Genomic DNA, 14,846 nt, shown 5'->3' on the forward strand with positions numbered 1-14,846 from the left:
CTGATATTTAATATGCTATATAGAACCGACTTTAGGTTCTATATTTATGAATTAAAACAATCGGTCGCATATTACCGAGCAGAAATATTGTTCAAAATTTACTTACACTCTCTACATTTTTAAACCTATTTTGCTCTGTAAGTCTCTTTACTAAGAGCAAAATTTTGGATAGTTTGTTTTGCTGTTTTAGCAGGGGTCTAATTAGACATGGCAGAAAAAGCGACAACACAAAAACGTAACAGACGTGATGAGATCTTACAGGCTCTTGCGTTAATGTTAGAAAGTAGTGATGGTAGCCAACGCATTACGACTGCAAAACTTGCAGCCACCGTTGGTGTTTCAGAAGCAGCGTTGTACCGTCATTTTCCAAGTAAAATGAAGATGTTTGATAGCCTTATTGGGTTTATCGAAGACTCACTGGTTTCGCGTATTAATCTAATTTTAAATGATGAAAAAGATACCATCATTAGAATTAAATTAATGTTAGCGTTAATTTTAGGATTTTCAGAGAAAAATCCTGGCTTAACGCGTATAATGACAGGTCATGCGCTTATGTTTGAACAAGACAGGCTGCAAGACCGTATTAACCAATTATTTGAGCGAATTGAATCCCAATTACGCCAAGTGTTAAAAGAGAAGAAAATACGCGATGGTCATGGCTTTGTACATGATGAATCGCTACTTGCCTCTCAACTGCTCGCTTTTTGCGAAGGCATGTTATCACGCTTCGTACGTTCCGAATTTCGTTATCGACCGACTGTCGAGTTCGAAGCGCGCTGGCCTTTAATTTTAGCTCAGTTACAATAGCCAGTTATTAGTACTACTCACCCCGCCCGTTTTTTGGGCGAGGGGATTTTTTTAAATACCGTACTTTTCTCTATAAGCTTTCATCGCCACTAAGTGCGCTTCCATACCTTCTTGTTCAGAAAGGTACGTAATCAAATCGCTCATCGTAATGATTGAATATACTTTGCAGCTATAGTCACGCTCAACCTCTTGTACTGCTGAGATCTCACCTTTTCCTTTTTCTTGGCGGTCTAAGCACAGTAAAACACCGTTCAGAGTCGCTTTTTGCTGCTTAATAATTTCCATCGATTCGCGAATTGCAGTACCTGCTGTGATCACATCATCAACGACAACAACACGTCCTTGCAGAGGGCTACCAACTAATACACCACCCTCACCATGATCTTTAGCTTCCTTACGGTTAAAGCAATATGGCATATCGATGTCATGATGTTCAGCCAGTGCGACTGCCATGGTGGTTGCAATTGGAATACCTTTATAGGCAGGCCCAAAAATTACATCACATTCAATTGCGCTCTCTTGCAGCGCCTGTGCATAAAAACGACCGACAAGTGCCAGATCACGTCCAGTATTAAATAACCCTGCATTAAAAAAGTAAGGGCTTTTGCGACCTGATTTCAGCGTAAACTCACCAAATTTCAGTACCTGTTTTTTCATGGCAAGTTCAATAAAATCGCGCTGATAGGCTTTCATTGGTCATTCTCCTCATTGATGAAAATTATATATATTTAATCTGTTATTTTGCTGATTGCGTTATCTGTCATTTTGCAGACATAAAAAAGGCGACTTTTCAGCCGCCTATTTAATCATTAATTTATTTCAGCGCTTCTCGCTGAGCTTCAAAAATGGTATCAAGCCCTGTTTTGGCTAATGCCAGTAGAGCTAATAACTCTTCATGGCTAAACGGTTCGCCTTCTGCCGTGCCTTGCACTTCAATCATGCGGCCATCATCCATCATTACCACGTTCATGTCCGTTTCAGCGGCAGAATCCTCAACGTACTCAAGGTCGCAAAGCGCTTCTTGGTTCACAATTCCGACCGAAACTGCGGCAACCATAGACTTCAGAGGGCTTTTCGCAATTTTCCCCTGAGCAACCATATTATTCAGTGCGTCCACCAGAGCCACACATGCGCCTGAAATCGCCGCAGTACGTGTACCGCCATCGGCTTGGATAACATCACAATCCAACGTGATGGTGAATTCACCCAATTTTTTCAAATCAACCGCTGCACGTAAAGAACGCGCAATCAAACGTTGGATTTCCATTGTGCGGCCAGTTTGCTTACCACGCGCAGCTTCACGTTGGTTACGTGAATTTGTTGCGCGCGGTAACATACCGTACTCAGCGGTTACCCAACCTTGGCCTTGGCCTTTTAAGAAACGAGGAACCCCCTCTTCTACCGTTGCATTGCATAACACCTTGGTGTCGCCAAACTCAATAAGAACAGAGCCTTCTGCGTGTTTTGTATAATTGCGCGTGATGGTAATCGGGCGCATTTGGTCCGCTTGTCTATCTGCTGGGCGCATGGTGTTATCTCCGTTATCAACTCAAATTGGGACGCATTATACGTCCTTAAAACGATAATGCCTATCCTGTCATCTCTCATAGCGCTATAATCCCATTATCTTATCGATAATAGGAACGAATTATGATCCGTAGTATGACCGCTTTTGCCCGCCGTGATATCAAGGGTGAATGGGGGAATGCGGCCTGGGAGCTGCGTTCCGTAAACCAACGTTATTTAGAAACGTATATCCGTTTACCTGAGCAGTTCAGAAGCCTTGAACCTGTTATTCGCGAGCGTCTCCGTTCACGTTTAACGCGCGGAAAAGTGGAATGTAACCTACGTTTTGAATTAGACGGTGCAAACCGTGGCGAATTAATTCTTAATGAACAATTAGCGCGCCAATTAATTAGCGCAGCAAATTGGGTCAAAAATTACAGCCACGAAGGTGAAATCAACCCGTTAGAGATTTTACGTTGGCCGGGGGTCATGTCGGCAGGCGAGCAAGATTTAGATGCCATCAGCGAACAGTTAATGGCCGGTTTAGATGAAACCATCGATGCTTTTATCCAGAGCCGCGAAGCCGAAGGGGCTTCATTGCATGCTTTAATCGAGCAGCGCCTTGATGGTGTGCTCGTTGAAGTAGCAAAAGTGCGTAAACATATGCCTGAAATTCTGCAATGGCAGCGCGACCGCCTGCAAAGTAAGCTCGAAGAAGCTGAAATTCAAGTAGACAATAACCGCTTAGAGCAAGAGCTAATTTTGCTTGCCCAACGTGTTGATGTTGCTGAGGAATTGGATAGATTAGAGGCGCACGTTAAAGAAACCCGTAATATCTTGAAGAAAAAAGAAGCCAATGGCCGCCGCCTTGACTTTATGATGCAAGAATTTAACCGTGAATCTAATACGTTAGCGTCAAAATCGATTAACAGTGAAGTGACGACTTCTGCCGTTGAACTGAAAGTATTAATCGAACAAATGAGAGAACAGATTCAGAATATTGAATAATCCCTTCTTTGACAGTAATGCATGACTAAGCCAATTAATACTCTGTATAAATTGGCTTTTTTTATTTTCCTAAAATCACCAAATAACCTGAAATAGGTAGAAAAACCCTTAATTTTGGAATGAAAATCGCATAAGCTGCCTTAATATTGCTATTTCTTGAAAATCCCTAGGCGCTCAAATAATCTCCACGGTAAACTATCTTTCTTCCCCAAAAAAAATCACTTACTCAAAAATTGGAGAGTAAAATGGTACCGCAACAACCTTTTGAAGATATTAGAAAAACAGATAATTCAGGTAATGAATACTGGTCAGCGAGAGAACTCGCTCCCTTACTCGATTATAAAGAATGGCGTAACTTTCAAAGAGTTCTCAATAAAGCAATACAAGCTTGTGAAGCTAGTCATCAAGCCCCCTCAGACCATTTTGTTAGCATCAACAAAATGGTCACTTTAGGCTCTGGAGCACAACGTGAATTAGATGATATTAATCTCTCACGTTACGCCTGCTACCTTGTCGTTCAAAATGGCGATCCGAGTAAACCCGTCATTGCAGCTGGTCAAACCTATTTTGCACTGCAAACAAGGCGTCAAGAGCTCAACGATAACGCTTCATTTAAACAATTAAAAGAGGACGAAAAACGGTTATTTTTACGTAATGAACTTAAAGAACACAATAAACTTCTTGTAGAAACAGCCCAACAAGCAGGGGTCTCAACAGGCATTGATTTTGCTGTTTTTCAAAATCATGGTTATCGCGGGTTGTATGGTGGGCTTGACCAAAAAGGTATTCATCAACAGAAAGGTTTAAAAAAATCACAGAAAATACTCGACCATATGGGTTCAACAGAGCTTGCTGCTAACTTGTTTAGAGCAACTCAAACAGATGAAAAGCTCAAACGAGATAATATCCAAAGTAAAACAGAAGCGAACCAAACTCACTTTGAAGTAGGCAAAAAAGTAAGAGAGACAATTCAAGAGCTTGGCGGTACCATGCCAGAAAATCTACCAACGCCACAAAAAAGCATAAGGCAGCTTGAGCAAACAGAGGTGAAAAAAAAGAAAATTGATAAATAACTTATATGTTAACTCTAGAAATACCGGCGTACATCTAGAGTTAACGACTTGCTACTGCGATAAGTGCCTAATTTCCTTTTCTCACCAATAAAAGTAACTCATTGATTAATAAGTTATTAATTCCAACTAACTATTTTGTTATTGAAAAACATGAGCTCGCTCATAAATTCACCAAATGTTTTGATTCCAATCACAGATAACAAAACAGATCTTTGACAGAACAATAACCCGTTATTAACATCCATCTTGTATACAAGTTGAATTCAATATAAATACAATAAAATTAATTACCTCTACAGACCAATAAAAAAGGTAAGACTATGTCATACAAAGACTCTGTGATAGCACCTACAGCGAAGGACTCACCAGGGCGTTTACGCTGGGGATTAGCAGCAATATTTTTTATTATCGGTTTAATTGCCTATATGGATCGCGCCAACATTTCCATTGTTGCGGAACATATGATGACCGATCTAGGTATGAGTAAGGTTCAGTTTGGTTTTTTAGGCGCACTATTTTCTCTTGGTTATGCATTAGCACAAATCCCTAGTGGGATATTAGCGGAACGCTTTGGTAGTCGATTAATTGCAACAATAAGCTTGTATGTTTGGTCTGCATTTACCATTCTAACGGTGGTTGCACCGACTTATATCTGGCTATGTATCGTGCGTTTTCTCTTTGGTGTCGGTGAGGCCCCGTTATACCCCTCAAATGCCGTTTTTAATACTTGGTGGTTCCGCCAAAATGAAAAAGCCAGAGCTGCAAGCTTCTTGTTAGCAGGCTCTTATTTTGGCCCTGTCATCGCACCTACCCTCACTGTTTTTATTATGATTTCTTTCGGCTGGCACGCCGTTTTCTACATCTTTGGGGTCATTGGGATTTTAATTGGGTTGATTTGGTACTTCTGTGCTCGAAACAAGCCAGAACAGCACCCTAAAATCTCACAAAGCGAAATCGCCTTTATACAAAGTGGTCGAACAATCAGTGAAAATGGTGGTGAGGATGTCAAAGCGCCATGGCGTAAGTTCATGAAAGAGCGTCCGTTTTGGGCAGTTGGCTTTCAATACTTTTTTGTCGCCTATATGACCACGTTATTCATGATTTGGTTGCCAACTTACCTGCAAGAAGCACGCGGGTTTTCACTAACGCAAATGGGTGTTGCGGCAAGTTTCCCATGGTTAGCCATTTGTATTGCCGTACTGACTGCGGGTTCAGTATCTGACTGGCTACTCAATAAAGGTTACTCCCAATTAGTCGCAAGGGGCTACATCGCGATTACGGGTTTTATCCTGTTTATCGTGGGAATTTGTGGCGCAGCGCAAACGGAAAGCGCCGTTGCAAGTGTCGCATGGCTCACCTTAGCTCTCGGCTCTTTAGGCCTGCCCGTTGTGACATCTTGGGCGATCGCCGCGGATAAAGGACGCCAATATGCAGGCTCAGTAAGTGGGTGGATGAACCTGTGGGGCAATCTGGGTGGTGTCATCTCCCCAATTTTATGTGGTTGGCTGGCTCAACATTTTGGCTGGACAGTCGCCTTACTTTTCAATGTGATACCTATTAGTTTAGCGATTATTTGCTGGTTCTTCATTCAACCTGACAAGCCTCTTGCGGCTGCTGTAGAGCAAAATTAGTTTTACTCACACTCTCTAAATAATATAACGAATAAAGGTGCCCTATGTTTACATTAAATCCTCGAGTTACCTGTTTTAATCAAGAAGTGATCGAAAGCTGCCGTGATGTTTGTCCTTCAACAATTGGCCATATGACTGATTTTGGTTTTATCAAAACGCTACGCCCACAAATTGAAAAGAATCAGTTTATTGGTCATGCAGTAACTGTACGCATTCCGCATATGGACTCTTCAGCAGTACATAAAGTTTTTGATATCGTTCAGGAAGGTGATGTAGTTTGCATTGATATGTCTGGAGATTATGACCGCGCCTGTTGGGGGGAGATGGTGTCTTATATGGCACGCGCGAAAAAAATCGCTGGGGCGGTTATCGATGGTTGTGTGACAGACATTAAAGCATTACGTGAGATTGGCGTCCCCGTATTTGCCCGCAAAGTCAGTCCGCTAACAACTCGAATCTTAGGCATTGAAGGCGCAATCAACGTGCCAATCAGTGTCGATGGCGTCACTATCCATCCAGGTAATTTAATTATTGCAGATGGTGATGGCATTTTAGTCGCAGATGAAGTGACATTACAAGAATATCGCCAACGCGCACTTAATGCACAACATGCTGAAATTGATGTAAAAAAACGCATTGATGCGGGTGAAACTTTAGCCGCTATCTCAGGTGCTGCAAAATATTTCGAATAAGGAGCTGACATGAAAGTTGCAATTGCCCAATTAGCCAGTAGTCCGAATAAAGAGCAGAATTTAAAAAAAGCCTGTGATGCCATCCAAAAAGCGGCTCAGGGTGGCGCGGATTTAGTGCTATTACCTGAAATGTTTATGGCGTTTGTCCCCGCGGACAGTGGTATCAGTTATGCCGACGTCGCAGAGAATGTTGATGGCCCTTTTGTTTCCCAACTGGCTAAAACAGCAAAAGAGTATGGAATTTATGTAGTTTGTGGCATTTATGAGCGGGCTGAAAATGAGCCTAAACGTGCGTTTAACACCACCATTATGTTAAACCGCCAAGGTGAACTCATTTATCACTACCAAAAAACCCATTTATATGACGCTTTTTCTTACCAAGAATCGCTCAATATTATCCAAAGCCATAACGAGTTGAAGCCTGTTGAAACCGAATTTGGAAAAATTGGTATTTTAGTGTGCTATGAGCTTCGTTTCCCTGAAGTCGCTCGTAAATTAGCGTTAGCTGGGGCAGACTTACTCTTAGTCCCAACAGCATGGGTCAGTGGGCCTCTCAAAGAAGAACACTACCAAACTCTCGTAAAAACCCGTGCTTTAGAAAATACCATTCCTGTTTGTGCGTGCGACCAAACTGGCAATATTTTTATTGGTCGTAGCTTAATTTGTGATGCCCTCGGCGTAACAATTGCTTCCGCAGGCTATGATGAAACGGTGTTCTTCGCTGAAATTTCACCTGAACACACCGCTGAAACACGTCAAAAGCTACCCTGTATGGAAAACCGTCGCCCTGAATTATATTAACTCAATCAAAGCCGGCACGGATGCTGGTTTATCATTCATATTATTATCAATAATTAATCAACATTTGCTTGTTCTCTAAACAATATAAAGCTAGTGCTTTGCTTGTATACCAGTCTATTCCTTTCTATACTCACTGAAATTTCTACTTTTGACGCAAGATCCTAATGAAAGATAAACCACTCAGCCAACAAGCCTATACGGCCATTAAACATAAAATTATCAGTAAGCAGTTTGGCGAGGAAAGCTACACCTCTGAAAACAGCTTAGTTGAAGAGCTTGGAATGAGCCGCACACCTATTCGCGAAGCGCTATACCAGTTGCAGAATGAAGGTTTGGTTAAAATTATTCCCCGCAAAGGGGTGTTTATTCAAAAACTGTCTTTAAAAGAAACGCGGGATAATTATGATTTACGTTTAGCCATTGAATCTCATGCGATTAAACTTGTTCGTGATTATTTAACCGAAGAACATTTCACCAATTTAGAAGCTATTATTGAACAGCAAAAAGCCCTACTTGCGGAAAATAATTACCAAGGTTGGATTAAAGAAGATGAGCGCTTTCATCGCTTCTTTTTAGAATTACTCGATAACGCTGTCTTTTTAGATTTAGCCGATAATATTCGCCAACGTGTTTATTTCCAACCGGATCCCATTTACCGCAATGAATATTATTTTGAGTCCACACGCCAACATCAGCAACTTGTTGAGCAGCTGAAGGAAAAAGCCTTCAGCCAAGCTGAAGAAACCCTAACAGAGCATATTTTACGGGGTAAGCGTAACTACGTTTAGCTGAATTGCACCAAAAAGAAAAAGCCAACTTAATGGCTTTCTCTTTTTAGGCTTGATCTTGATTTTTAGCAGTTAATCTTAGTTCGCTTTTGCTTCCTTCATTGCCGCGTCTTTATCGTGGCTATAATGGAATGTAAATTGGAAAATAATAGCTAAAACAATGGTGTAAGACGAGAAGACCAGCCAAATCATTTGCCAATCTTTAATACCGTCAACAGTATAGTAATCGACAACCAATCCACTAAGAATTGCGCCAAAATATGCCCCAACACCGTTCACCATGGTCATAAATAATCCTTGGGCACTGGCACGCATTCGAGTATCAACTTCCCGTTCGATAAAAATGGAGCCTGAAATATTAAAGAAATCAAATGCACAACCATACACAATCATCGACATGATTAAGAACATCAAGCCAATCGCTGATGGGTCACCAAAGGCGAAGAAACCAAACCGCAATGTCCATGCAAACATACTTAATAGCATAACGGTTTTAATGCCATAGCGTTTTAAGAAAAATGGAATGGCTAAAATAAAGCAGACTTCAGCCATTTGTGAGATAGATAATAAAATAGACGGGTATTGCACCACTAAACTATCTTGATACAGCGGATTGAGACCGAAATCGTGTAAGAATGGGTTACCAAACGTATTGGTAATTTGCAAAACCGCACCAAGTAACATCGCAAATAAGAAAAAGACGGCCATTATCGGTTTTTTAAATAACACTAACGCATCTAAGCCAAGCTTGCTCATCCAGCTACTTGAAATGGCTTTTTTATTCACTTCAATTTTTGGCAGTGTGAGAGAATATGCTGCTAATAGCAATGAACAACCACCCGCAATATAAAGCTGCATACTACTGAGTTCGAATTTTAATAAGCTGATGCTCCACATTGCGATAATAAACCCAACGGTTCCAAATACACGGATTGGTGGGAAGTTACTAACTGAATCCAATTGGTATTGGCTCAATGACGAGTAACTAATCGTGTTTGAAAGCGCAATTGTTGGCATAAATGCCATCGCATTGATCAACATCACCCAAAACATCACCGATGAGCTGGTCACGGTTGCTGCATAGAATAATGCAGCCGCACCTATCAGGTGGCAAATCATATATAAGCGATTCGCTGGAATATATTTATCTGCAATAATTCCGATAAGCCCAGGCATTAAAATAGCCGCAACACCTTTTGAGCTATAAACTAAACCAACTTCAGCACCTGAGAAACTCAAGGTTTTCATCATGTACGAGCCGAGCGTAACTAACCAACTTCCCCAAACAAAATATTGCAGGAAAAGCATGATTTTCAAGCGGGATTTAATGTTCATACGAAGCTCCGTTTGGAGTTACATTTGTTTATTTTTATTTTCAGCTCAGCGATAGCCACCCCTATTAAGATGACGGCGACACCAACAAACTGAATGAATTCGAGGGGTAATTGCAGAACAGTCACTGACAGCAAAATAGTGACGGGCAACTGCATAGAGCTCACAATGGTCGCTAAACTTGTACCAATAAGGGGGGTGCCTTTAGCAAACATCCACATACCGAAGAACGAACCAAAGAAAGCCAGAGGTAATCCATAAGTAAAGAATAACGATTGGAACGCTGATACACTAAATAAGAATGTCGGCGGTACAATAATGGAGGTCAAAATAGCCCCTCCCGTTACCATAATCGCGGAACGCATCATTGGGTCGGTCTTTACCGCCAATGCGCCACTCACATAAACCCGTATCGCATTGGATAATGCTGCACATAATCCTAATAAAACCCCCGCCCAGTGAAATACAATTTCTTGGCTATTTAATAACCCAGTCGCTAGTACGGTGCCTATTAAAATGACCACCACAGAAACAATTGTCATCAATGGAGGAATTTGACGGTTTATAACTGCATTAATTGCGACACCCATCCAAGTAAACTGCAGGAAGAGCACCACACCTAATGCTGGGGACAAATATTGTAACGATGCATAATATAATAAGCCCGTTAACCCTGTTGTCGTCCCCGTGAGTAACATCAATAAACCTTGCTGCCGAGTTGGCCACACTAAACGCGCTTTTTTTATTAATGCGCCGACAACGACAAAAAACCACAACAAAATCGCACCGAGTACTGTTTGACTACCAATCACATCATTCAAGGAATAACCTGCGCGATAAGCCAGTACAACTAATGTTGAAAGAATGCCATAACTACAAGCGCCTAAAGAAACTAAAATCAGACCTTTAAATTTCATTTCAATATTCACCCTATCTATAATTACAGCATCTTTATTTTGTTTTGAGAAAAAGAATGTTTAAATTAGAAACGCGCGATCACACCAGTGACTAATTTCAAGAATGTCGCTTTCACTTTTTCTGCGGTTTCAATCACTTCATCATGGCTTAACGGTTGTTCCAAAATGCCGCATGCCATATTGGTTAAACAGGAAATTCCGACTGTTTTAATTTGCGAGTGATGAGCAACTAAGGCTTCAGGCACCGTCGACATCCCCACTGCATCAGCCCCTAATGTTCTGATCATGCGAATTTCTGCTGGGGTTTCGTACGTCGGGCCAGTCCACCATGCATAAACACCTTCACGCACAGAAACACCTTGTTCAGAGGCAACATCTTTGATTGTCTGACGTAGTTCTTTGTTGTAAACCTCGCTCACATCTAGGAAACGAACACCCAACTCAGGGTTATTAGGCCCCATTAATGGGTTATTCGCAGTCAGGTTAATGTGATCGGTAATAATCATCAGGTCACCTGGGTTGAAATCGGTATTTACTGCACCACAGGCGTTAGTGATAATTAATTTTTCAACACCGAGTGCTTTCATCAAACGCACAGGGAAAGTAACTTGGTCTAATGAAAAACCTTCGTAATAGTGAAAACGGCCTTTCATCGCAACTACCGTTTTGCCCGCGATCGTACCAATCACTAATTCATTCGCATGACCAACAGCCTCAGACTTAGCAAAATGAGGAACTTCGCTATAAGGAATATGCACTGCATTTTCGAGGGTATCTGCAAATGGGCCCAATCCAGAGCCTAAAATAATCCCGACAGTTGGTTTCATATCCGTACGTGACTGAATAAATTTCAAGCTCTCTAAAATATCTTTTGTCTGGTGCATGGCTATCTCCAAATTAAAATCGAATACTGATTGTTAAAATCGATCATAGCGCAATTTAAAAACAGAACAGCGATCTTAATCTCATTTTAAGAAAAAGTTTTTAGGTATGATGTGTCGCATGATGCAGAACTTTGTGCGTAGATTTGCTAATCTTAAGCCCAATGGTTGGAACGAAAAGGAGTGAGGCGCTTGCTACATACATTATTAAATGAATTTCGCACCTCAAAAAATTCAAAAACGCAAAAATTGAAAGTGCTTTACCGATTAATCCTCAAACATGGCCCTATTCGAGCCGAAATGCTCGCTACGCTCGCGAGTATGAAGCCTGCCACCTGTGCAAGATTGCTAGATGAGCTAAGTAAATGCCAATTAATTTCAACCTCAGAGCTAGGGGAGTCTACTGGAGGGCGAAAACCCATTCTGTACAGTATCAACCCAGCAGATGGCTATCTTGTTGGCATTGAGATGAGTGATATCTATTCCACCATTGTTTTACAAAACCTAAAACTTGAGATTTTAGGGATGGTGAAAGTCAAATATGAGCACTTGGAAACAGCAGAAAACATGCTTGACCACCTGCTTGGTAAAGTAGACTCACTCCTTGCGGAGCACCAACTCAGTGTAGAAAACCTACTCGGTATCGGCATTGCTATCGACCATATTTTAGAGCGTGACAAACTCCCCTATCATCAATATAACTCGCGCATTAAAGGACTCTACGACTACATCACACAAAAAGTGCCATGCTTTGTGCTACTGGGAAGCGGCATCAGTTTTGCAGCTTTTGCCGAATACCGATTACGTTACACGTCTGATAGCCAACGATTTTTATTTACCACCTGCGATACAGACATTCGCAGTTGCACGATCATCAATAATCACTACGCGCCAGCGCCGATCAGTACCGCGCAAGCTTTTGGCCACACAACTATTGATATCAATGGGCAACGCTGTGAGTGCGGCTCGTTTGGCTGCTTAAAGCAATACAGCTCGTTATCTGCGATTAAATCTCGTGTGATCCAGCAGCTCAGATTAGGTAAAAGTTCAGTCATTAATGAACTAGTTAATAATGAGGCTGACATTAATTACCACACTATTTTCCAAGCACTAACATTAAATGACCCTATTTGCCTCGAATCCCTTGAAGAAGCTGCCTATTATTATGGAATTGCTATCGCGAATGCCATCTTAACCACTCAGGCTGACGTGGTGGTTTGTGGCGGAACCTTAACACCAAAAAATCATTTCTTTGAGATGACGAAAAAGTCCGTTGAAGGGAAACTCGCTGCCTTCCCCCATATTCAAACACGTATTTATGCCGCCAATGATTCATATGAAATTGTCGCACAAGGTGCGGGAGGGATGGTGATGGAAAAATACCTCTGCGATTAACTGCGTCTTTCATTCAACGGGATAGAGTGTAAAATCAATTCACTATTTTATGCTCTATCACGCTAAATGAGGGGATCATGTCCGAATTTGAATACATCAGCGACACTGTAAAATCACAAATATTACAACAACTTCACGACCAATCCCCTCTCGTTCACTGCATGACCAATGATGTCGTTCAAACCTTTACGGCAAATGTCCTGTTAGCGCTAGGGTGTTCTCCTGCCATGGTCATTGAACCTGAAGAAGCCGAACAATTTGCCGCCATAGCAAACAGTTTATTAATCAATGTGGGAACACTCACGGCAGATAGGCAACAAGCAATGAAACGCGCTATACACAGTGCTAATACCGCGGAAAAACCTTGGGTTCTTGACCCCGTTGCCGTTGGTGCCCTCACTTTTCGTACCCGTTTTTGTCACGAAATCCTTAGCCTTAAACCTGCGGCAATTCGCGGCAATGCATCGGAAATTATGGCATTAGCAGGAGTTAGCCTTGGAGGTCGAGGGGTAGACTCCCTAAACTCCACAAATGATGCCCTTCCTGCCGCACAATCACTGGCCAAACAAGCGAATACGATTGTCGCCATCAGTGGTGAAATTGATTATATCACTGACGGTGTACGCACAATTGCTGTCGAAGGTGGCGATATTCTGATGACTCGCGTAGTTGGAACGGGGTGTGCACTGTCTGCCGTGGTTGCCGCTAGCTGTGGGCTATCTGGTGATAGACTACAACATGTTGCAACCGCTTGTGCGCTAATGAAACAAGCAGGAAAAACGGCAACACAGAGCTGTCGCGGTACAGGTAGCTTTATCCCTGAGTTTTTGGATGCACTTTATCAATTAAATTGATAAATTCGACAATAAGAAAACTCAGTTTAGGCTATAACCGAGTTTTCTTACCTCGTAGTTTTCTTGACCAGTGGCGAAAATTGTCCCTAAAGCGAATAAATCGATAAGTCCCGCTTTTTTTGTCTGGCTCAATACCATAAAAACGTTTTAATGCGATTAAGTCATTGGCTTTACATATGGTTAAGTTTCCATAATCAGACAAATCAATCACTTTCAATCCATCTTCTGTCAAAACAAAGTTACCCGCATGGATATCATTAGAGGATAAGCCATAGTGATGGAGTTGCTTAATAACTGATTTCATTTCAGGATAATAAGGCCTTAAATCATCCAGTTCTGATAAAACGGTCCCTTCAACATATTCAGCGATAATCCACGTTTCAACAGATTCACGATATTGCATTTTTTCCGCCACAAAATAGATATCATTTGTCACGGTGCACCCCTGATTTTGAGCGGAGACTAAACGCGTTAATAAACGTGAATAAAATGGGCCAGATAGCATGCGCATTACTCGTTTTTCTATGCGCTTATCCCGCTCTTTCTCACATTTGATAATATAGTTCTTACCGTTTAGCGAGATACGCTCGACACTTCGCTCTGCATTTCCACTACCTAAATCTTTGCCAACAATTTTTCCGTCAATATAGTCAATCATGACTTGCCAAAAATCAATCTCACCTGCTTTTTGGTAAGTCATGAAGCCATTTCTTTGTTTTTTTATAATTTTTTGCATGACAACAACGCCCGTTTTTTAGTCAACCGGCGGATGCTAACAAATGAAAAAAGACATTTCTTAGCGATTCTTGCAAAAACGGGTTTAAAAAGAGGGATGTTGCGAGCTATCGCACAAAATGAGCGGTTTTTATGGAGGGAAAAGAGGAAGAATAGGTTGGCAAACAACCAACCTATACAGGGTATCAATATTTAATCATTACCAAATAAGTCACGGGTATAGACTTTATCTGCCACATCTTCAATTTCAGGCACCATACGGTTAGCCAAAATGATGTCACATTGGGCTTTAAATTCCGCTAAATCATTAACCACTTTTGAACGGAAAAACTCGGTTTCCTTCATCACTGGCTCATACACCACCACTTCAATGCCTTTGGCTTTGATGCGCTTCATGATGCCTTGCACCGCAGAAGCACGGAAGTT

At 41.6% G+C, this 14,846-nt stretch carries 16 protein-coding genes; 9 read left to right on the forward strand and 7 right to left on the reverse strand.

The features are described 5' to 3' along the window. The first annotated feature begins 207 nt into the window (after positions 1-207). Complete coding sequence (gene slmA, locus AC4IFO_RS19915; RefSeq protein ID WP_219245135.1) at positions 208-807, forward strand: nucleoid occlusion factor SlmA; 600 nt, start codon at positions 208-210, stop codon at positions 805-807. Positions 808-858: 51 nt separating this feature from the next. Here the strand turns inward: slmA and pyrE are convergent, their stop codons facing one another. Together pyrE and rph are read right to left on the reverse strand one after the other, a co-directional pair. After that, entirely contained in the window at positions 859-1,500 is a 642-nt protein-coding gene (gene pyrE / locus AC4IFO_RS19920) for an orotate phosphoribosyltransferase (protein WP_490737055.1), read from the reverse strand. Positions 1,501-1,621: 121 nt separating this feature from the next. Further along, entirely contained in the window at positions 1,622-2,335 is a 714-nt protein-coding gene (gene rph / locus AC4IFO_RS19925) for a ribonuclease PH (RefSeq protein ID WP_219245137.1), read from the reverse strand. Between the two features lie 122 nt (positions 2,336-2,457). Here rph and AC4IFO_RS19930 point away from each other — a divergent pair, with 122 nt between their 5' ends. The 6 genes from AC4IFO_RS19930 (at position 2,458) to AC4IFO_RS19955 (ending at position 8,306) form a co-directional block, all read left to right on the forward strand. Beyond that, positions 2,458-3,321, forward strand: coding sequence for a YicC/YloC family endoribonuclease (locus AC4IFO_RS19930; protein ID WP_219245138.1), 864 nt, complete (start codon positions 2,458-2,460; stop codon positions 3,319-3,321). Between the two features lie 245 nt (positions 3,322-3,566). Next, positions 3,567-4,394, forward strand: coding sequence for a DNA damage-inducible protein D (gene dinD / locus AC4IFO_RS19935; RefSeq protein ID WP_490737058.1), 828 nt, complete (start codon positions 3,567-3,569; stop codon positions 4,392-4,394). 320 nt (positions 4,395-4,714) lie between these two features. Then, positions 4,715-6,025, forward strand: coding sequence for an MFS transporter (locus AC4IFO_RS19940; RefSeq protein WP_490737060.1), 1,311 nt, complete (start codon positions 4,715-4,717; stop codon positions 6,023-6,025). A gap of 44 nt (positions 6,026-6,069) precedes the next feature. Next, positions 6,070-6,717, forward strand: coding sequence for an RraA family protein (locus AC4IFO_RS19945; RefSeq protein WP_219245141.1), 648 nt, complete (start codon positions 6,070-6,072; stop codon positions 6,715-6,717). Between the two features lie 9 nt (positions 6,718-6,726). Further along, complete coding sequence (locus AC4IFO_RS19950; RefSeq protein ID WP_490737063.1) at positions 6,727-7,518, forward strand: carbon-nitrogen hydrolase family protein; 792 nt, start codon at positions 6,727-6,729, stop codon at positions 7,516-7,518. 164 nt (positions 7,519-7,682) lie between these two features. Continuing rightward, entirely contained in the window at positions 7,683-8,306 is a 624-nt protein-coding gene (locus AC4IFO_RS19955; RefSeq protein ID WP_490737065.1) for a GntR family transcriptional regulator, read from the forward strand. 78 nt (positions 8,307-8,384) lie between these two features. Here AC4IFO_RS19955 and AC4IFO_RS19960 read toward each other — a convergent pair whose 3' ends face one another. From AC4IFO_RS19960 to AC4IFO_RS19970, 3 genes are all read right to left on the reverse strand, one after another. Beyond that, on the reverse strand, positions 8,385-9,641 hold the full coding sequence (locus AC4IFO_RS19960) for a nucleoside permease (protein ID WP_490737067.1): 1,257 nt from the start codon (positions 9,639-9,641) through the stop codon (positions 8,385-8,387). Next, positions 9,638-10,555, reverse strand: coding sequence for a DMT family transporter (locus AC4IFO_RS19965; protein ID WP_490737069.1), 918 nt, complete (start codon positions 10,553-10,555; stop codon positions 9,638-9,640). The genes AC4IFO_RS19960 and AC4IFO_RS19965 overlap by 4 nt, the downstream gene beginning before the upstream one ends. 65 nt (positions 10,556-10,620) lie before the next feature. Then, the gene (locus AC4IFO_RS19970; protein ID WP_490737071.1) at positions 10,621-11,439 is read right to left on the reverse strand and encodes a purine-nucleoside phosphorylase; all 819 of its coding nucleotides are present in this window, start codon (positions 11,437-11,439) and stop codon (positions 10,621-10,623) included. Positions 11,440-11,628: 189 nt separating this feature from the next. Between AC4IFO_RS19970 and AC4IFO_RS19975 the strand changes: the two genes are divergently transcribed. Further along, complete coding sequence (locus tag AC4IFO_RS19975; protein WP_490737073.1) at positions 11,629-12,831, forward strand: ROK family protein; 1,203 nt, start codon at positions 11,629-11,631, stop codon at positions 12,829-12,831. A gap of 77 nt (positions 12,832-12,908) precedes the next feature. Then, on the forward strand, positions 12,909-13,685 hold the full coding sequence (gene thiM, locus AC4IFO_RS19980; protein WP_490737075.1) for a hydroxyethylthiazole kinase: 777 nt from the start codon (positions 12,909-12,911) through the stop codon (positions 13,683-13,685). A gap of 31 nt (positions 13,686-13,716) precedes the next feature. Here thiM and AC4IFO_RS19985 read toward each other — a convergent pair whose 3' ends face one another. Beyond that, positions 13,717-14,421: a lipopolysaccharide core heptose(II) kinase RfaY gene (locus AC4IFO_RS19985; RefSeq protein ID WP_490737077.1), complete on the reverse strand. Its 705-nt coding sequence runs from the start codon at positions 14,419-14,421 to the stop codon at positions 13,717-13,719. Between the two features lie 191 nt (positions 14,422-14,612). After that, positions 14,613-14,846 (reverse strand): UDP binding domain-containing protein (locus tag AC4IFO_RS19990; RefSeq protein ID WP_490737079.1); only part of this gene is annotated, 234 nt, incomplete at its 5' end.

It is taken from the genome of Providencia sp. UF-224 (assembly GCF_058245955.1).